Genomic DNA, 20,272 nt, shown 5'->3' with positions numbered 1-20,272 from the left:
TCTGCTGCCCGCATCCGCGTGGCCGACATTCTGCTTTAGCACTCTCAAAGCACATTCAGTGCTGCTCTGCCATTGCGCAAGCAGCGACGCCCGCGCACGCCGTGGGCTACCGAATCAGGAATGACGGACACCATGATCGATATCGTTTTCGATTACACCCAACTGCAAACCATAGGCTTGACTCAAACAGTCATTAACCAGCTTTACGCCATGACTGAAACGCCGCCCGCTGGTAGCGCGCTGCTGCGGGTCACTGAAATCCAGCGAGACTGGCTCACGGTGCATGACGGCAACACCGAATATCCGGCACGCACACTGCCCAAACTACTCACCGCACTGCATGAGCAAGGCACGGCGCTAGCCGTGGGAGATTGGGTCATCGTTCAGGTTAATGAACTGGGCGAGCGCTGGATCAGCATTCAGCTACCACCCGCCAGCCACCTTGCCCGCCGAGCCAATGACGGACGACGGCAACCGCTGGCCAGTAACATCGACACAGCCCTGCTGGTCATGGGGCTGGATATGGACTTCAACCCGCGCCGACTGGAACGTTATCTGGCATTTACCCGGGCTGCGGGCATTACAGCCGTGGCAGTGCTGACCAAAGCGGATATCGGCATTGAGGTTGAACAGCGCCTGACCGAGTTGCAGCAGCGCTTGCCATCAGATGTACCCATTCTGGCCGTCAATGGACTAGCCGATGCCACCCGCGATACGCTGGCGCCGTGGCTGGGCGCAGGGCAAACGCTGGTGGTACTGGGCTCCAGCGGCGTGGGCAAATCCACGCTCACCAATACCCTGATGACCAGCGACACCCAAGCGACCGGCGGCGTGCGTCACGGTGATGGCCGAGGTCGCCACACCACCACTGCCCGCTCGTTGCATCAGTTACCCGGCGGCGCATGCCTGATCGACACGCCGGGTTTGCGCACGTGGCGAGCCGACACCGACGAGGCCGGAATCAACGCCGGTTTTGACGATATCGACACGCTCTCGGCGCATTGTCATTACCGCGATTGCCAGCATCAGGACGAACCTGGTTGCGCGGTACGTGACGCCATTCCAGCCGATCGTTTGCATAACTATCACAAGCTGCTGCGCGAAGCGCGGCGGGGTCAGCAAACTGCGCTGGAACGCAAAGCCGAAACCGCCAAATGGAAGGCCATTGGTAAAGCTGGCAACGCCCGCAGTCGGGAGAAACGCGGCGGCTAATTGATTGCTCATTAATCAAGTTATCGTCTGCCGTGCCTGGTTTTTGCATAAAAAGCCAGTTACAGCGAACGAGGCTTGATTAATAATCAACAAATGAAAACCAGCACGGAAGAACTCCTCGCCTTTGTCACCGTGATCGATACCGGCTCGATCACGGCGGCAGCCGAGCAACTCAATCAAACCACTTCTGGTGTCAGCCGCGCGCTCAGCCGGCTGGAGCAGAAGTTGGAGACCACGCTACTGAACCGTACCACGCGGCGGCTGCAGCTGACCGAAGAAGGCCGGGCTTTTCTGGAGCACGCCCGCAAAATTGTCGCGGCCATCGACGACGCCGAAGAACAAATGGCGATCTGGCGCGAGCGCCCGGCCGGACGTTTGCGCCTCAATGCCGCGTCGCCGTTCATGCTGCACGCCATCGTGCCGCTGGTCAGTGAATTCAGGGCAACGTATCCGGATATCCAGCTGGAACTGAACAGCAGCGACCAGATTATCGACCTGCTGGAACAACGTACGGATATCGCCATTCGTCATGGCAATCTGCAAGATTCGTCCCTGCATGCCCGCTATCTTGGGCACACGCAGCTGCGCATTCTGGCCGCACCGGCTTATCTGGAAAAACATGGCACCCCATCGTCGGCGGCCGAACTGGCGGCCCACACGCTGATCGGCTTTACCCAGCCCGAAGGGCTTAACAACTGGCCATTACGGCATGCGGATGGCGATGGCTGGCAAATCTCGCCGCAACTGGTGTCATCCAGCGGTGAAACCATTCTGCGGCTGGCTGAACAAGAGAACGGCATTGCTTGCTTGTCGGATTTCATGACCCGCAGCGCGCGCGATGAGGGACGGCTGGTTGAGGTGCTAAGCGATGCCACCATCATTACCTTTCAGCCCATACACGCGGTGTACTACCGCAACACCCAACTTTCGGCACGGATCAGTTGTTTTCTTAACTTCATCAGCGAGCGCCTGCCGCAGTTGTTGTAATCCATCCCCTGCAAGACATACCTCACACAGCGAAAACAAAGACGTGCATTACACTGGTTTGTTCGTCGAAAAATCATAATTAATTGCTGGTTTTGAGGAAAGAAACGCTATGAAACTGCAATCCTTGCTGATCGCCGCCACACTGGCTTTTGCCCTGACCGCCTGCGGCAAGATCACCGCCGAAAATTTCGCCAAAATCGACAGCGGCATGGCGCGCCCCGATGTCGTCAAGATTCTGGGGGAGCCGGATAAAACCGACAGCAGTTCGCTGCTGGGCATCAGTGGCGAAAACGCGGTATGGGAAGCTGGCAGCACGACCATCACGCTGCGTCTGGTGAACGGTGTCGTGGTCACCAAAGACCTGCAAAAACGCTGAGCTGCGTCCAGCGGTATTCCTGTTTTTCCGGCACGGCTGCGTCTACGCTAAAAGTCCGGAACGCCACCGCTTTGCTGCGGCCGCGTTCGCCTTAGCTGAGGCCTATCATGACCAATCCAATGCGTTGCCAGCAGGTGTTCCGCTATTGCCTTGCCTTGATCCTGTTTTTCTCTCTGGCCGGGTTGGCGCGAGCCGCTGACCCCAGCGTCCAGGATAAGCAAAATGCCGCGCGCAAAGCGGCGCAAGAAACACTCTCGGCACTTTATAAGGCCCAGCCCGGCGCCAAAGCTGCCGTTGACCGTGCCGCTGGTTACGCCGCCTTTAACAACATGGGCGTAAAGATTTTGCTGGCGGGCAGCGGCAATGGCAGTGGCGTGGCCGTTAACAATAAAAGCGGCAAGGAAACCTTCATGAAAATGCTGGAGGTGCAAGCCGGGCTTGGCTTGGGAATCAAACAATATCGGGTCATTTTTGTGTTTGAGACTGAAAAGGCATTGAACTCATTCATCAATAATGGCTGGGACTTCAGCGGCCAAGCCGCCGTCGCAGCCAAAGCAGGTGGCAAAGGCGATGCCTATCAGGGCGCCCTCTCCGTTGCGCCGGGCGTGTGGGTCTACCAGCTCACCGAGAATGGCCTGGCGGCTGAGTTGGCGGTCAAGGGCACCAAGTATTACAAAGACACCAGCATGTAAGTCGGCAAATCCAGGCAACCTGCCGGAGGTCGGCGATGCCCCATCCTGTCAGCAATCCAGATCCGCTCAATCAGCCTGCGCAGTTGGATGACTACAACCTGTTTCTGAGCGATTTGCCCTTGCAACAGTCGGTCGCAAACGAGGCAGGCACCGGCATGCTTACACCCTTGAACCACTTGGGCGCCGAGCTAGGTACTGCGGGCTGCTTTGCCTTGGGCCGCAAAGCCAACCTTCATCCACCGCAATTGCGTCGTTACGATGCGGGCGGGCGCCGCATCGACCACGTCGAATTTGACCCGTCGTGGCACGCGTTGATGCAACTGGCAACGGCCAGCCGTTTGCACAATGGCGCATGGGGCGACGCGGACGACAGTGGCATTGCCCGCGCCGCCCGCTTCATCCTGCACGCTCAGGTCGAAGCTGGCACTTTATGCCCGGTAACCATGACCTATGGGGCCGTTCCGGTATTGCAACGCACGCTACTGGCCGCAGGCGCTCCGCTCGCCAGCTGGCAAGCCGCACTGCTTTCTGGCCAGTACGACCCGTCTGATCTACCCGCTTCAAGCAAAGCCGGTTTGTTGATTGGGATGGGCATGACCGAGAAACAAGGCGGTTCCGATGTGCGCGCCAATACCACGCTCGCGGTCGCCGATGGCCAAGCGGGCCCGGATCAAGCTTATCGGTTGCATGGGCATAAATGGTTTTTCTCGGTGCCGCAAAGTGATGCCCATCTGGTGCTGGCCCAAGCCAGTGGCGGCTTGTCTTGTTTCTTGCTGCCACGGATTTTGCCTGATGGCAGCCGCAACGCCATCCGCCTGGAACGCCTGAAAGATAAACTGGGCAATCGCTCCAATGCCAGTTCCGAAGTGGAATTTGACGGCGCTCTGGCGTGGCTGGTGGGTGAAGAAGGCAAAGGTGGTCGCACCATCCTGGAAATGGGCGGCCATACCCGCTTTGATTGCGCGCTGGGCAGCGCCGGGCTGATGCGCCGCGCTTTGAGCATCGCCATTTACCATGCCCGCCGCCGCTACACTTTTGGCAAACCTCTGGTCGCCCACCCAATCATGGCCAACGTATTGGCTGATCTGGCACTGGAACTGGAAGGCATTACCGCGCTATTGCTACGGCTGGCACGCTGGCGAGAACCAGCCGCTACCGAACCCGAACAAGCGTTGGCCCGTGTTCTGACACCCGCCGCAAAATACCTTGTCTGCAAGCGTGGTGCCGCGTTTGTGGCGGAAGCCATGGAGGTACTGGGCGGTAACGGTTACATCGAAGAAAGCGACTTGCCGCGCTTGTATCGGGAAATGCCAGTGAATGCCATCTGGGAAGGCTCGGGCAATATCATGGCGCTGGATTTGCTGCGGGCGCTGGAGAAAGAACCCGCCGTGCCAGCCGCGCTGCAAGCGTTCTTTGCCCCGCTCGCCAGTTCACATTCGCTGCTTCGCCCGGCTTGGGCAGAGCTACGGACATTGATTGCCCACCCGCAAGAAGCCCAGATGCGTGAAGTGGCGGAGCGTCTGGTCTATCTCGCCGCCGCCGCCGTACTGCTGGAAAGCTGCGATTCAACTGTCGCTGACGCCTGGTGTCGGGGGAGATTACAAACGCGGTTCAGCCAGTTTGGCGCCAATATCTGGCATGCAGACACATTGCTCAGCCGCGCCTTGCCTGACTTTTAGATCAACCTCTGCCACTGCCGCTTATCGCCCATACACAGCACAACGACAAGCCGTGCCAAAAACAGCCGTGCACAAATCATGTCAGTTCAATAAACTCCGCATTTGATTTCTTTTGAAAATAATTGCTTCGCCCTGACCGGTTACCTTGCCGGCCTGTTGGCCGGTGTCCCCGATGCGTGCCCTGACTGCTTTGTATTACAGGCAAAAGCCTGATTTCGCCTCGATCGTCTTTTTGGTGGTCGCTTTCCTCACCGGCACCGCCGGCGCCCTGCAAGTCCCAACCTTGAGTTTGTTCTTGAGCGGCGAAGTAGGCGTACGCCCGATTCTGGTTGGTACCTTTTATACCGTCAGCGCAGTGATCGGCATTATGGTCAGCCAGTGGCTGGCGCATCGCTCAGACAAAGGCGGCAACCGCCGCATGCTGATTGTGTGGTGCTGTTTTCTGGGCGCTCTGGGCTGCGTCCTGTTTGCGTTTGATCGCCATTATCTGTTGCTGATTACCGTGGGCGTGCTGTTGGGTAGCTTCGGCGGCACCGGCAACCCACAAGTGTTTGCGCTGGCCCGTGAACATGCCGATCACACCGCACGCGAAGCGGTGATGTTCAATTCCATCCTGCGTGCGCAAGTTTCGCTGGCCTGGGTGATCGGCCCGCCGCTCGCCTTTGCCCTGGCCATTGGTTACGGTTTTACCGCCATGTACCTGGGCGCGGCGCTGGCTTTTCTGGGCTGTGCGTTGCTGGTGTGGAAAGCCTTACCGGATATCCCTTCGCAAAAACATCACATCCCGGCTCATCATGTGCGGGTTAGCTGGTGGCGCGATCCAGCGGTGCGCTTGCTGTTTATTGCCTGCACTTTGATGTGGACCTGCAACAGCATGTATTTGATCACCATGCCGCTGTATATAACCCACACGCTGGGTTTGCCGGAAAAAACCGTGGGCTTGCTGATGGGTACTGCGGCCGGGCTAGAGATTCCGTCCATGCTGATCGCCGGGTATTACACCCGCCGTTTTGGCAAGCGCAGCATGATGCGTTTCGCGACAGCGGCCGGGGTGTTTTTCTACATTGGCATGACGCTGGTCGCCAACGAATACGCCATGATCGGCATGCAACTGCTTAACGCCATTTTCATCGGCATCATTGCCGGGATCGGCATGCTGTACTTTCAGGATTTGATGCCCGGCCAGATCGGCATGGCCACCACGCTGTTTGCAACCTGCACTCGTACTGGTTCAGTGATTGCCGGGGCGATTGCGGGTGGCGTGGCCGAAGTCTGGGGATATCACGCGGTGTTTTATGTGGCCGTGGCCAGCGTAGCTACCGCGCTGGCATGTTGCTACCGGCTAAAAGACGTTTGAGCCGGTCGCGCCAGTTGTTCATTCGTAGCCCGGATTCGCAAGGCAATCCGGGCTATGTGGTGATCAGTGCAATCTCAGTGCGCCGCCTGTAGCCCTGACATCACCCGTGCGCTCATGCCGAGGCCAATTTCTCGCTCGCCCATGATGGTGTAATCCGCACCGCGCTCAGTCAGATATTCGACCTCGGCGTCTGAATGTGCACGCGCCACAATGCGGATAGCCGGGTTCAACGCGCGGGCCAGCGCAATGACATGCGCCGCTTCAAAGGCATTGGGCAGCGTGAGCAGCAACCAGTTGGCATGCTCGACATGCACCGCCCTGAGCGCGTCTTCATCCACCGCATTGGCGCAATGCGCGGGGATTTGCTTCTCCCGCAACTTCCAGATCAGTTCTGCATTGGCTTCAATCACCGCAAATGGTTGCCGTGCTTCGCGCAGACTTTCGCCAGCAGTTGAACCCACCCGGCCATAGCCGACAATCACGGTGTGGTTGCGTTCTTCGCCTGTTTTGGCGGCATCGTCCAGCGTCAGCGTGGACCAGCCAAAGCGTTTGGCCAGCCAGCGATAAATCACTGGCGACAAACTGAAGCACAGCGGATTAACCAGAATCGACAAGATCGCCCCGGCCAGGATCAGGTCTTTGCCGGTAGGCGGCAAGATCCCCATGCCGATCCCCAGCGAGGCCAGGATAAACGAGAACTCGCCAATCTGCGCCAGGCTGGCCGAGATCACCAACGCCGTTTTCAGCGGCCGCTTGAACAGCAGCACAATGATGAACGACGCCGCCGATTTGCCGACCAGGATAATCGCCAGCGTTGCCAGCACCATCAGCGGTTCGCGCACGATAATCGACGGGTCGAACAACATGCCCACCGACACAAAAAACAGCACGGCAAAGGCATCGCGCAGCGGCAGGGATTCTTCTGCCGCCCGGTGCGAGAGCTCGGATTCGCTCATCATCATGCCGGCAAAAAACGCGCCCAACGCAAACGACACACCAAACACCACCGTCGCTCCGAAAGCGCAGCCCAGCGCAATCGCCAGCACCGCCAGCCGGAACAATTCCTTGGAACCGGTACTGGCAATGCGTGCCAGTAACCACGGAATAACCCGCCGCCCGACAATCATCATCACGCCCACAAAGGCGATGACCTTGCCAATGGTGATGGCCAGTGTCAGCCAGATATTTCCCGCCGCCGCTCCGTGAGCAACACCGCCCGTATGGGTCGCGCCCAATACGCCACCGAGTGCGGGGATCAACACCAGTACCAGCACCATGGCGATGTCTTCGACAATCAACCAGCCAATGGCAATACGGCCTTCGTCGCTATCCAGAATGTGCCGATCCTGCAGCGCCCGCAGCAGCACGGCAGTACTGGCGACCGACAACGCCAGCCCGAAGATCAGCCCGGCGCCAAAGCTCCAGCCCACCAGCCAGGACATACCCATCCCGAGCAAGGTCGCCACACCGATCTGCGCAACCGCGCCCGGAATGGCAATGGCTTTGACCGACAGCAAATCCTTGACCGAGAAATGCAGCCCTACCCCAAACATCAGCAGAATCACGCCGATTTCGGCCAATTCCGGTGCCAAGCTCTGGTCGGCCACAAAGCCCGGTGTAAACGGCCCGGCAACGACGCCAGCCACCAGATAACCCACCAGCGGCGGCACGCGCATGCGGTTGGCCAATGCACCAAAAATGAATGCCAATACCAGGCCGCCAACAATCGTGGCAATCAGTGGGGTGTCATGCGGCATGTGTGAGGATCTCCGGTTGCGGTGACATTGATATCTATAGCGATACCGTTTTTAGTTTTGGGGATTAAGCCAGTGCGATATGCCTGAACACTATAACTGGCTAGCCATAGATCGGAACTTGATGATGCCGAAAGCACGGCGCACAGAACCGGCCTGCTATTAGGGGCTTGGCAAGCGGACAGGTTCCCGATAATTTTCTGGAAAATATTCTACATATCGTAGAAATAATTCCAATTTATTGCGTTATTTGAGATGATCAATCAACTTAATCAAAAATAATTTGACTTAACGTCCGTATTATCGATAAATTCAACTCACCAACTTTTTGAATTCACTCAAATATTCTACTTTTTGTATAAATGGAGTTTGTGATGCTGACGCAACCCTCCCGCAAATATCAAGCCTTCACCCCTATTGCCTTGCCTGATCGCACCTGGCCGAATCAACGCATCAGCACGCCGCCAATCTGGATGAGCACCGATCTGCGCGATGGCAACCAGGCGCTGATCGACCCCATGGATGCGGAAAGAAAGCTGAAGATGTTTCAGACGCTGGTGAATATCGGCCTGAAAGAGATCGAGGTGGCCTTCCCGTCTGCATCGCAAACTGACTTTGATTTTGTGCGCAAGCTGATCGAAGAAAAGCTGATCCCGGATGACGTGACCATCGAGGTGCTCACCCAATCCCGCGAAGACCTGATCCGTCGCTCCATTGATTCGCTGGCTGGCGCACGCCGGGCCATCGTGCACCTGTACAACCCCATCGCCCCGGCCTGGCGCAAGATCGTCTTCGGCACGGATCGAGAAGGCGTTAAACAACTGGCACTGGAAGGCACGCGCCTGATCAAGCAGTTGACTGAAGCGCGGCCAGAAACCGAATGGGTCTACCAGTATTCACCCGAGACCTTCTCCGCCACCGAGCCCGAATTTGCACTGGAAGTCTGCAACGCTGTGGCCGACGCCTGGCAACCCACGCCGCAGCGCAAAATGATCATCAATCTGCCTGCCACGGTGGAAATGGCCACGCCCAATACCTACGCCGACCAGATTGAATGGATGAGCCGCAACTTGGCAAAACGCGACAGCATTATTTTGTCAGTGCACCCGCACAATGACCGCGGCACGGCGGTGGCTGCGGCAGAACTGGCCGTGATGGCCGGCGCGGACCGGGTGGAAGGTTGCTTGTTTGGCAACGGCGAGCGCACCGGCAACGTGGACCTGGTGACGCTGGCGCTCAACCTGTACAGTCAGGGCATCGCGCCGGGGCTGGATTTTTCCAATATCGATCAAGTGCGGCAGGTGGTGGAGGAATGCAACCAGTTGCCGGTTCATCCGCGGCATCCGTATGCGGGCGATCTGGTGCATACCGCGTTCTCCGGCTCGCATCAGGACGCCATCAAGAAAGGCCTGGCGCAGCAAAAGCCCGATACCTTCTGGGAAGTACCGTACTTGCCGATTGATCCTGCCGACATTGGCCGGACGTATGACGCGGTGATCCGCGTAAATAGCCAGTCTGGCAAAGGCGGCGTGAGTTTCATCCTGCAGCAGGAATACGGCTTTGAGATGCCGCGCCGCATGCAGATCGAATTCAGCCGCGCCATTCAGCGCGTGTCTGACGAAACCGGCCGCGAAGTCACCGCCAGCGATATCCACGATTTATTCGCCAGCGAATACCTGCACACCACCGCGCCGTGGCAATACATCAGCCATCGCATGCGTGACGCGGGCGAACGTGGCATTGCAGTGGATACCGAAGTCTCGGTCAACGGTGAGCGGGTTCAGTTACGCGGCGAAGGTAAAGGTCCGCTGGAAGCCTTTGTACGGGCACTGGATGGCAAAGCGCATATTGTTGAATACCACGAGCATTCGCTGGGCAGCGGCGAAGACGCCCGCGCCGCATGCTATGTGGAGTTGCGCGTGGCGGATGGGCGTACGTTGTATGGCGTGGGGGTGGATAGCGATATTGTGACGGCGGCGATTAAAGCGGTGCTGGGGGGAATGAACCGGGCGGGAGTGGTGTAGGCGCTGGTTCAGGTTTCCAGTTCCACTGGGCAGGCGGGTTTGCGATGCTTGATCTGTGCTGCGGTTCGTTAACTTCAAAAAGCTCGAGTGCCTGGCACGGTGTTTTTTGATACCCGGTAGTGACCGGGGCGCACGTGACTTTTTCTTGCCTCGCCAAGAAAAAGTCACCAAAAAGAAGGCGACCCCGAACCGGCGTCCAGCCTGCGGCTGGATACCCGCGCTGTCGCAAAATTGCCCCGGCGGGTCGACGAACCAGTCCGCAAGCGGGCGTCGGGCAGGGGAGGAAAAGCACACCGTCAGTTGGCTAGCAATTGTGATTCAATGCCTCACCCAGCTCTGTCATCCACCATTTCGTCATTCCCGGCCCAGGCGGCCCCCTTGGCGGAAATCCAGTGGTGTCAGCGAGGCGGCCATGGCGAAGATAGCCGCTGGATTCCCGCATTCGCGGGAATGACGAGATGATTGGTGCGCATCGGGGATTTGCTCTTGCCGTTGCTTTTGCTGTTGCAACCAACCCTGGCACTCCACACCACAAACCACGCCGACCGAGAGCCGGAGACCCATGCTCCTGCCGACCGAGGGAACGGCGGAGCCGCGTAAAGAACCCTCGCAAACAGACGGTTCGTTTTGGCTTTTGACTTTGGGCCCCGTTTGCGCTTGCGCTGTCGGGTCGCCTTTTCTTTGGTTACTTTCTTTTGGCGACGCAAAAGAAAGTAACGTGCCCCCGGTCACCACCGGGTATCAAACGCCTTTAGCACCCGTGCCGCAAGGCATTAATAAAACAAGCTTTTGAAGCGGACGTCGAAGCCGATATCCAAATCGCAATGACCGTTACACCTGCCCTACCAAACCCTCCCACCAGCCTCCATACACAACCACAAAAACCCCATCGATCCTCACCGTACCCTTCCACACCAAAACCCACCTTCATCCCACGAAAAAAACACAGCAATAACCCACCACCTAAAACCGCCCCTAACCCCATGTTTCAAAAACATTTAATTAATCAACCACACCAGCAAAAACCACACCACAAATCCCCCTGGTTTTACATTTCATCAATTCGCCATTTTCAGCACGAAAAAACACGTTAATATACGCGCCTTTCAAGGACGTCCCAGACCGGCCCCGGCTCGGCGACAGCGTGACTTTGCAACGATTTTTCGGCTGCATGGTCACAACCCAACTGCTCGCCACCCGCCGCCATGCGGAGGATGGGTTGCACAACCTTCAATCGACAGGTTGCCAACCCTAGCGCCCATTTTTATGTTGTTGCGCCTATAAGCCTCGTGCCCGAAGCGCTAATGTTTTTATTTGAAGGACATTGGCATGCGATTTTATTTTCCCCTCGTTATCATCGATGAAGACTTCCGCTCGGAAAACACCAGCGGCTCCGGTATTCGTGAATTGGCTGCGGCCATCGAAACCGAAGGCATGGATGTCATCGGCTATACCAGTTATGGCGATCTGACCTCGTTCGCGCAGCAGCAAAGCCGTGCTGCGGGTTTTATTCTGTCGATTGATGATGAGGAATTCGGCGGCGGCAGCGTCGAGGAAACGCACCATGCGCTGACCAGTCTGCGCACTTTTGTGGCGGAAATCCGCCGCCGCAATCCGGACATTCCAATTTATCTGTATGGCGAAACACGCACTGCTCGCCATATCCCGAATGACATCCTGCGTGAACTGCATGGCTTCATTCACATGCATGAAGACACGCCCGAGTTCGTGGCACGCCACATCATTCGTGAAGCCAAGTCGTATCTGGATACGCTGGCGCCGCCGTTCTTCCGCGCGCTGACGCATTACGCACAAGACGGCTCGTACAGCTGGCATTGCCCGGGTCACTCCGGCGGCGTAGCGTTTCTGAAGTCGCCCGTTGGCCAGATGTTCCACCAGTTTTTTGGTGAGAACATGCTGCGTGCTGACGTGTGTAACGCAGTGGATGAACTCGGGCAGTTGCTGGATCACACCGGCCCGGTGGCAGCGTCTGAACGCAATGCCGCGCGCATTTTCAACGCCGACCATTTGTTCTTCGTGACCAATGGCACGTCGACTTCCAACAAGATTGTCTGGCACTCCACTGTCGCCCCGGGCGATATCGTGGTGGTGGACCGCAACTGCCACAAGTCGATCCTGCACGCGATCATGATGACTGGCGCGGTGCCGGTGTTCCTGATGCCGACACGCAATCACTATGGCATCATCGGCCCGATTCCGCGCAGCGAGTTCGAGCCGGAAAACATCCGTAAAAAGATGCTCGCCAACCCGTTCTGCCGCGAAAAGCTGGAAGCCGACCCGGACGTAAAGCCGCGCGTACTGACCATCACGCAATCGACTTACGACGGCATCATGTACAACGTCGAAGAGATCAAAGGCTTGCTGGATGGCAAGATCGAGACGCTGCACTTTGATGAAGCCTGGCTGCCGCACGCCGCGTTCCACGATTTCTACGGCGATTACCACGCCATTGGCGAAGGTCGTCCGCGTTGTAAAGAATCGATGGTGTTCTCGACGCAATCCACGCACAAACTGCTGGCTGGCTTGAGCCAGGCCTCGCAGATTCTGGTGCAGGATGCGCAAGAGACCAAGCTGGATCGCGATATCTTCAATGAAGCGTATCTGATGCACACCTCCACCAGCCCGCAGTACGCGATTATCGCCAGCTGCGACGTGGCAGCGGCGATGATGGAAGCGCCTGGTGGCACCGCGCTAGTCGAAGAATCGCTGGCCGAAGCGCTGGATTTCCGCCGCGCCATGCGCAAGGTCGATGAAGAATATGGTGATTCGTGGTGGTTCAGTGTGTGGGGCCCGGATGATCTGACCGACGAAGGCCTGGATCACCGTGATGCGTGGATGTTGAAAGCAGGCGAGCGTTGGCACGGCTTTGGCGATGTGGCCGAAGGCTTCAACATGCTTGATCCGATCAAGGCCACCATCATTACCCCGGGCCTGAACATGGAAGGCGATTTCTCGGAAACCGGTATTCCGGCGTCCATCGTCTCCAAGTATCTGGCCGAACACGGCGTGGTGATCGAAAAGACTGGTCTGTACTCGTTCTTCATTCTGTTCACCATCGGCATTACCAAGGGCCGCTGGAACACGCTGCTGACCGCACTGCAACAGTTCAAGGACGACTACGACAAGAACGCGCCGCTGTGGCGCATTCTGCCGGAGTTCATCCAGCAATTCCCGCAGTACGAACGCATTGGCCTGCGCGAGTTGTGCCAGCAGATTCACGACATCTACAAAGCGCGCGATGTAGCGCGTCTGACTACCGAGATGTATCTGTCTGATCTGGTGCCAGCGCTCAAGCCCGCCAAGGCTTTTGCCAAGATGGCGCACCGCGATATCGAACGCGTGCCACTGGATGAACTGGAAGGCCGCATCACCGCTGTGATGCTCACGCCCTACCCGCCAGGCATTCCGCTGCTGATTCCGGGCGAAGTGTTCAACAAGACTATTGTTGATTACCTGAAATTTGCGCGTGAATTCAACCAGAAATTCCCTGGCTTTGAGACCTACATCCACGGGCTGGTGCATGTCGTGGAGAACGGTATTTCCAGCTACTACGTGGATTGCGTGAACTGAATTTTTGAACCCGATACATTGATTATTCCAGTGCGCTAACTCGCACCAGGAAATGACAAACCAGGAGCAGCAATGCCCTGGTTTAACACAGCGCCCCGACCAGCTCGGGGCGTTTTTTATTTGTCAGCTTTCGCTTACGCGAAATTCGATCAGTGTGAATATGTCACCGATTATCGCGACATTCCTGTCACTCATTTGTAATCAGCAAATTAATTCTTACTGTTTTTTACCAATTATGGGCAAAAAACCCACATTCTCTACAAATCGACTGTCGGTTGACGCAAGGAAGTAAATTCTAATATACACTGCGCTAACCCCTTGAAGTGAAGTCGCCACCAGTGACAAAACCAGACCCCGCCGCACTGCTTGAAGAAGCGCAACGCTGTGTTGCCTCTGACCAGACACGGGCGCTGGAACTGGTCAAACGTGCGCGTCGTCATGCCGGCCCGGATGGCCAACCGCATCTGGCACGTGGCTGGGCCATGCAGGCTGAGGTGCACTGGGCCAGACGCCAGTATCGCCAGGGGTTGATCGCTGCGCGCCGCTCCTTGCGCCTGCTGGATAACGCGCCTGCCCAACGCGCCCAGTCCCTGTGGGTGCTCGCGGAATGCCAGCGTGGCATGGGCCGTTACGCCGGAGCACTGGATGCCTGGATGGCGTGCCTGGAAATCTCCATGACCAGCCGCCAGGCCGAACTGGCCGCCATGGCCTGCGCTGGCATCGGCAATTACTATCAACTGATTGAAGACTCGGCGCGCGCGTTGGCCATGCGCCGCCAGGCCTATGACTTTGCCTGCCAGAGCAAAGACCCGGATGTCATCGCCAAGTGTGCGATTGCACTGGCTGGCGACTATGTGCGGCAACATCTGTCACATCAGGCCTTGCCACTGCTGCAAGTCGCACAAGATTTGATTACCGTCCGCAACAACCCGACATGGTGGGCCGAGGTGCTGTTTTATCAAGGTTTGTACGCCTTGCAAAACGGCAACAGCCAGCATGCACAGCGCGATCTGAACGAAGCGCTGCAGCTGTCGCGCAGTTCCGATTCACCGTGGGTGACAGTGCAATGCCTGAAAGAACTGGCGCGATTGCACCGCAATAGCGGGCGCTATGACGCCGCCGTGGCAGATTTGCATGAAGCCATCCAGATCGCCCGCGAGTTTGATACCGGTTACCTGCTGCAGTCGCTTTATCTGGTGCTATGTACCTCAGAAGAAGCGCGCGGCCACTTCGCCGACGCATTGGCGGCCCATGAGGCCTATCACGCCATTCGCCTCAATTATCTGAAGCAACTGGATGACCCTGGTTGCCGCCCCTCGCCCAACCGCCTGGCTAATCTGCAATTACGGCTGGAAGTGATTCAGGCGCGCAAAGAAAACGATCTGCTGCTGGAACGGCATGTGGCAGCAACCCAGCGCGCCACCCACCAGGCACGACTGGCCCTGCGCGCCGACCTTAGCCCGATTGAGCGCGGTGCGCTGGAGCAGGAACTGCTGCGGCTGGACGGTCAGGCTACCAGCCTGATCAACGTGCGCCTGGAAAATCTTAACGAGATCAGTGAACACTATTCGTTCACCATCGGCGACCAGGTGTTGTCTACGCTGGGCCAGCGTCTGGCGCTGTTCGCCCGGCACAAGTCTTGCCATGCGGCGCGTTATTCGACCGCCAGTTTTGTACTGATTGTTCCGAGCGACCAGCAACAGAGCATTTTTGACGCCTTGCTGACCGATCTGCAAATCATGCTGCGACAAGCGCAAGACGTACCGGCCGCGCGTATCTGCTTGCGCGCCTGCCGGGTGCACGATCATCGCACCGCGCTGCGCAGCGTCCTCAAAGCCCCGGTATCGGCACGACTACCCGATAGCGACGTCCGCGAGCATTCATGAACACCCATAGTCAATCGCGTCTGCTGGAAGCAGAGCTGGATCAACTGAGCGAGCTGCTTGCCACCTCTCCCGATGAAGCCCGTCGCATTGCGCTGGATGTCGCCGAAGAAGCCGCGGTGGTTCACATGCAATCCACGCTGGCCCGGGCGCGCTTGTATCACGCGCTGGCGCTGATGTTTCAAGGCAATGTCGAAACCGGCACGCCACTACTGGAACGGGCCATTGAATCTGCCCGCCGCCATCGCTTGCTGCAGGATTTACCCAATGCACTGGATCAGGCTGCCGACAGCGTGTTGCTGCAGGGCCGGTTTGACGTGGCCATGCGCTATTGGGTGGAATGCCTGGAGCTGGCCATTGCCGCGCGCGATACCGCTTTGTGTGTGCGCAGCCATCTTGGCATCGGCAAAATCTATTTTGCGCTGGGCGACTATGAACAAGCCAAAGCGCATCATTTGCGCTCGGCTGAGTACGGTCACACCTTTTACGATCCGACCATTTATTGCGCTACCTATCTTTGCCTGGCCGCTGATTTTTTGCGGCTGAGGCAGATTCCGAGTGCGTTTGTCTCGCTCAAAATCGCCCACGATGCGCTACCCAATGCGCGCGACAGATCGGTCTGGCAAATTGAGCTGGCGGCCTATTACGCCGAGGCACATGCCGGCAATGGCGATTTCGCTGCGGCAATGGAGTGGATAGAACAGTCGCTGGGTGCTTGCCGCCAACAAGGCGAACAACGCCAGTTGTGGGGTGAATCCATTACCCTGCTGGCGTGGGCCGATGTACTGGAGCGCCAGGGTGAGTGCACCGCCGCCGTGGCGCGTTTGCAGACCGCGCTGAGCCATGCGTTGATGCTTAACGCTCCCAGCCTGATTCTGCGCATTCACCGCAAACTGTATGAATTGAACAAAGCGCAGGATCATTTCGAGGCAGCACTGCATCATCATCGGGCCTGGCATCAGGCGCTCGAAACCCAGATGCAACGCCTTGGCGAACAGAAGCTGCAACAGGCTACCCAGCGACGTCTGGCCCGGCTGGAACAACGCATGGAACTGGAACGCGCCCGGCACGAGAACAACCGTCTGCTGGCACGCGTGCAAACCCATGAGCAAACCATCCAGACCTTATCCAGCGTGGCCCAAACCGATGCCCTCACCGGTGCCTGGAACAGACGCGCACTGGAAGATCGTCTGGCCCGTTTGCACAAAGAATCCAACACCGACGGCTGGCCGCTGAGCATCTTGATGATCGATCTGGATCACTTCAAAGAGATCAACGACCGCTTTACCCACATCCTGGGTGATCAGGTACTGCAGGGCGTCGTGCAGTTGATCACCTCAGCGTGTCGCAGTGAAGAATTTATCGCCCGCTACGGCGGCGAGGAATTCACGCTATTGCTGCCCGGCGTGCAATTGCCGGGCGCGTTGCAAATTGCCGAACGCATCCGCAGCACGGTAGCGGCACACACCTGGCCTGGTTTGCTGCCGGATGTGCATCTCACCGTCAGCATCGGCACCGCCGAATTACGTCCGGGCGAAGCCGCCACCGAATTGCTGGCCCGCGCCGATACCGCTCTGTATGTCGCCAAACATGGTGGTCGCAACCAGGTGTTTGCCGCTGATTAATCCACATCCTCAAATAAAAACGGGAGCAGATCGCTCCCGTTTTTTTCGGCCGCATCTGCTGGTTTAGCGCACTACATCGTTGTGCTTTTTGTTCCAGACACGATTGCTCTGATGATTCTCAGCCATCTGGATATGCTGCTGTTCACGCCCATTCACGTGGCCGTTATGTGCTGCCTGCGCTTGCAGGCGATCATCGTGCGCCTGTCCACGCTCCAGCTTGCCGGTTTCGCGATTGGTGAGTGAGCCGTTCTTCACACCCTGCTCGACCCGCTGATCCTGATTCACATTGCGCTGTACATCAGCCTGCATGCGCTGGCTTGAGGCCGAATTCGGGTTGCCGCGCGCGCCGTTGTTTTCATCGCGATTGATCGCCTGACTCACTTGATTCTGTTGATGCTGGATGCGGTTCTTTTCTGCAGCCGAGAGGTTGCCGTTCTTTTCGGCGTTGGCTTCAGAACGATCAACACGCGATTCATCCTGTTCCAGCCGCCCAGCTTCCTTGGTATTCAGCGAGCCATTTTGCAGGCCTTGTTCAATACGTTCTTGCTGATTGGTATCGCGCTGAACTTCGGTGGCCGTATCGGCAGCGTAAGCACCAACACAAATGACGGCACCAGCAATGGCGAGAAGTAAACGGGATGCATTTTTCATGATGTGTTCTCCTGAGTATCGATTTGGTATCGGCTAGCTACACGCAGACGTTTCGTGCCTGCATAAGCCAATAACGGAACCGATTACAGCCTCGCTGACGCAGATACACAGCATCCTGTAACCACATGTGCAAAGTTGTGCCGGGTCTCACAAACCTTGCCCCAGCGGTCAACCGACCACCTGGCTGGCGCGTATACGCGCGCCCGCAGCACCATTTTCAGCCAGGTTGCAGCGCGCCGATTTCTGCCACCGGGCTGCGGCCAAAACAGCGTTTGAACTCTCGACTGAACTGCGAAGGGCTTTCGTAGCCGACACGGTTGGCCGCAACGCTGACGCTCACGCCATCCTGCAGCATCAGCATCCATGCCTTGTGTAAACGGATGCGCTTCAGATACTGCAAAGGCGAGGTAAACGTCATTTCCTTGAAGTTGTGATGAAACGCCGACACGCTCATATTGGCCTCTTGCGCCAGCGTTTCGATATCCAGCTCGGACGCATATTCGGTATGAATACGCCGCAAAGCCCGCGCCATGCGACTGAAGTTACCCTGTCGCCCGACCACCGCCCGCAACGCGGTGCCCTGCCCGCCCAGCAAGGCGCGAAACACAATTTCCCGGACCAGTTGCGGGCCTAGCACGTGACTTTCCAAAGGATTTTGCAGGCAGCGAGTCAAGCGCAAGACGGCGTCGTTGAGTGTGTCATCCTGAGCAACCGAAGCCATTGGAATAGTCGCACCCACGTCGCTCGGACCAGCATCCGGCAGCGTTTCAATCTGCAGTAACAACTCGCGCAACAGACCGGCATCAACCGGCACTTTGATACCCAGAAACGGCTCTTTCCCATGAACACGGGTCTCACATTCAAACGGTAAAGGCACCGACATCACCAGATAATTGGCCGCGTCATACTGCCAGTTGTGCTCGCCCAGATAACCCATCTTGCGACCTTGGGCGATAACAAAAATCCCCGGCTCATAAAACACCGGGATACGCGCCGTATCTTCATCCACGCGCATGAGCGTCACGCCCGGCACGCTGGTGTCAGTCACACCCGGCCGCGGCTGCAATTGCAGGATCAAGCGGGAGAGTTCGGCATTCACAGGCAATACAGAATTAGTCATGATTGGGCTATATAACGGTGGGTGCTGGAGAAATGTATCAGCGTAAGGGCTGGTTTGACAGGGCTCGAGGTGTGAATCAGCAGAATCAGGCAAGTGTTCCGCAGAAACGGGTCTTCAAGAGAGCGGCGCACTCTTCAATAATGGCTACCAATTCCCCGGCCTACCGGCCAGGCGAACTGCAACATAACCGGAGAACATCATGGCTTTGAACATTCGCAGCTATTCCACCCCATCCGCAACAGCCACGCTGGGCCCGGCACTGGTCACCCGTCGTGACCCACGCGCCAATGACGTAGTCATCGACATTCTCTACTGCGGCGTTTGCCACTCGGACCTGCACCAAGCCCGTAACGACTGGCACAACTCGATTTACCCGATGGTGCCTGGCCACGAAATCATTGGCCGCGTCAGCAGCGTGGGCGGTAGCGTCTCCAACTTCAAGGCGGGCGATCTGGTCGGCGTCGGTTGCCTGGTGGATTCCTGCCAACATTGCGCCTCATGTGCCGAAGGGCTGGAGCAATATTGCGAGAAATACCCGACGCCGACTTACAACGGCCTGGATCGTCACGATGGCTTGCCAACCTTTGGTGGCTACTCGGAACGCATCGTGGTTTCGGACAAATTCGTGGTGCGCGTTTCCGACAAGATCGACCCGAAAGCCGCCGCCCCGCTGTTGTGCGCCGGCATTACCACTTACTCGCCGCTCAAACACTGGAAAGTGGGCAAGGGCGATAAAGTGGCGGTGATAGGCTTGGGCGGTCTGGGTCATATGGGTCTGAAGTTTGCCAAAGCGATGGGTGCAGAAGTCACGCTGTTTACCCGCTCGCCCGGCAAAGAAGCCGAAGCCCGTCGCCTTGGTGCCGATCATGTGGTGCTCTCCACCGATCAAGCCCAGATGGAGGCCGTGGCCAATAGCTTCAGTTTCATTCTGGATACCGTGCCGTACTCGCACGATCTGAACCCGTACACCAACACGCTCAAGCGCGATGGCACACTGGTACTGGTCGGTCTGTTGGGCCCGGTGGAGCCGGTACTGCAAACCGTGCCGCTGGTATTGGGTCGTCGTCAGGTGGCCGGTTCGTGCATCGGCGGCATTGCAGAAACCCAGGAAATGATGGATTTCTGCGCGGAACATGGCATCGTTAGTGATATTGAAGTCATCGACATCCAGAACATCAACGACGCCTATGAGCGCATGCTTAAAAGCGACGTGAAGTACCGCTTCGTGATCGATATGGCGTCTTTGCAGCGCGATTTCTGAGCCGTACGCGGTTATGCAGTCCGGTAGGCATGTGCACGCTAATTCACGCCTATCAAAACA

14 protein-coding genes are annotated in these 20,272 nt (G+C 57.4%); 11 read left to right on the top strand and 3 right to left on the bottom strand.

The genetic code is table 11. The features are described from left to right. Positions 1 to 132 precede the first annotated feature (132 nt). The 6 genes from rsgA to N7220_RS16875 all read left to right on the top strand — a co-directional run bounded on the left by rsgA (position 133) and on the right by N7220_RS16875 (position 6,303). Positions 133 to 1,212: a ribosome small subunit-dependent GTPase A gene (gene rsgA, locus N7220_RS16900; protein ID WP_283148692.1), complete on the top strand. Its 1,080-nt coding sequence runs from the start codon at positions 133 to 135 to the stop codon at positions 1,210 to 1,212. A 93-nt stretch (positions 1,213 to 1,305) separates the two neighbouring features. Continuing rightward, positions 1,306 to 2,199 carry a LysR family transcriptional regulator gene (locus N7220_RS16895; RefSeq protein ID WP_283148691.1) on the top strand — a complete coding sequence of 298 codons (894 nt, stop codon included), beginning with the start codon at positions 1,306 to 1,308 and terminating at the stop codon, positions 2,197 to 2,199. Positions 2,200 to 2,308: 109 nt separating this feature from the next. Then, positions 2,309 to 2,575, top strand: coding sequence for a DUF3862 domain-containing protein (locus tag N7220_RS16890; protein WP_283148690.1), 267 nt, complete (start codon positions 2,309 to 2,311; stop codon positions 2,573 to 2,575). Positions 2,576 to 2,682: 107 nt separating this feature from the next. Further along, positions 2,683 to 3,267, top strand: a complete 585-nt coding sequence (locus N7220_RS16885) for a lipid-binding SYLF domain-containing protein (protein WP_283148689.1) — start codon at positions 2,683 to 2,685, stop codon at positions 3,265 to 3,267. A gap of 35 nt (positions 3,268 to 3,302) precedes the next feature. Next, complete coding sequence (locus N7220_RS16880; protein ID WP_283148688.1) at positions 3,303 to 4,946, top strand: isovaleryl-CoA dehydrogenase; 1,644 nt, start codon at positions 3,303 to 3,305, stop codon at positions 4,944 to 4,946. Positions 4,947 to 5,118: 172 nt separating this feature from the next. After that, positions 5,119 to 6,303 (top strand): MFS transporter, encoded by a 1,185-nt coding sequence (locus N7220_RS16875; protein ID WP_283148687.1) that lies wholly within the window; start codon positions 5,119 to 5,121, stop codon positions 6,301 to 6,303. 74 nt (positions 6,304 to 6,377) lie between these two features. Here N7220_RS16875 and ybaL read toward each other — a convergent pair whose 3' ends face one another. Then, positions 6,378 to 8,060: a YbaL family putative K(+) efflux transporter gene (gene ybaL, locus N7220_RS16870; protein WP_283148686.1), complete on the bottom strand. Its 1,683-nt coding sequence runs from the start codon at positions 8,058 to 8,060 to the stop codon at positions 6,378 to 6,380. A gap of 371 nt (positions 8,061 to 8,431) precedes the next feature. Between ybaL and leuA the strand changes: the two genes are divergently transcribed. From leuA to N7220_RS16850, 4 genes are all read left to right on the top strand, one after another. Beyond that, a complete protein-coding gene (gene leuA, locus N7220_RS16865; RefSeq protein ID WP_283148685.1) occupies positions 8,432 to 10,081 on the top strand; it encodes a 2-isopropylmalate synthase in 1,650 nt (549 codons plus the stop codon). A 1,329-nt stretch (positions 10,082 to 11,410) separates the two neighbouring features. Further along, positions 11,411 to 13,672 carry an arginine/lysine/ornithine decarboxylase gene (locus N7220_RS16860; RefSeq protein ID WP_283148684.1) on the top strand — a complete coding sequence of 754 codons (2,262 nt, stop codon included), beginning with the start codon at positions 11,411 to 11,413 and terminating at the stop codon, positions 13,670 to 13,672. Positions 13,673 to 14,010: 338 nt separating this feature from the next. Then, the gene (locus tag N7220_RS16855; RefSeq protein ID WP_283148683.1) at positions 14,011 to 15,558 is read left to right on the top strand and encodes a tetratricopeptide repeat-containing diguanylate cyclase; all 1,548 of its coding nucleotides are present in this window, start codon (positions 14,011 to 14,013) and stop codon (positions 15,556 to 15,558) included. After that, the gene (locus N7220_RS16850; protein WP_283148682.1) at positions 15,555 to 17,180 is read left to right on the top strand and encodes a GGDEF domain-containing protein; all 1,626 of its coding nucleotides are present in this window, start codon (positions 15,555 to 15,557) and stop codon (positions 17,178 to 17,180) included. The genes N7220_RS16855 and N7220_RS16850 overlap by 4 nt, the downstream gene beginning before the upstream one ends. A gap of 63 nt (positions 17,181 to 17,243) precedes the next feature. On the opposite strand, the gene N7220_RS16845 is transcribed toward N7220_RS16850, so the two are convergent. Together N7220_RS16845 and N7220_RS16840 are read right to left on the bottom strand one after the other, a co-directional pair. After that, positions 17,244 to 17,831 (bottom strand): hypothetical protein, encoded by a 588-nt coding sequence (locus N7220_RS16845; protein ID WP_283148681.1) that lies wholly within the window; start codon positions 17,829 to 17,831, stop codon positions 17,244 to 17,246. A gap of 217 nt (positions 17,832 to 18,048) precedes the next feature. Then, positions 18,049 to 18,951, bottom strand: a complete 903-nt coding sequence (locus tag N7220_RS16840; RefSeq protein ID WP_283148680.1) for an AraC family transcriptional regulator — start codon at positions 18,949 to 18,951, stop codon at positions 18,049 to 18,051. Between the two features lie 199 nt (positions 18,952 to 19,150). Between N7220_RS16840 and N7220_RS16835 the strand changes: the two genes are divergently transcribed. After that, a complete protein-coding gene (locus tag N7220_RS16835; RefSeq protein ID WP_283148679.1) occupies positions 19,151 to 20,212 on the top strand; it encodes an NAD(P)-dependent alcohol dehydrogenase in 1,062 nt (353 codons plus the stop codon). Positions 20,213 to 20,272 lie beyond the last annotated feature (60 nt).

The sequence above is a fragment of the Silvimonas soli genome (assembly GCF_030035605.1).
Taxonomy (GTDB): domain Bacteria; phylum Pseudomonadota; class Gammaproteobacteria; order Burkholderiales; family Chitinibacteraceae; genus Silvimonas; species Silvimonas soli.
Note: the sequence above shows the minus strand (reverse complement) of the source record. Positions and strands in the feature narration are given on the sequence as shown.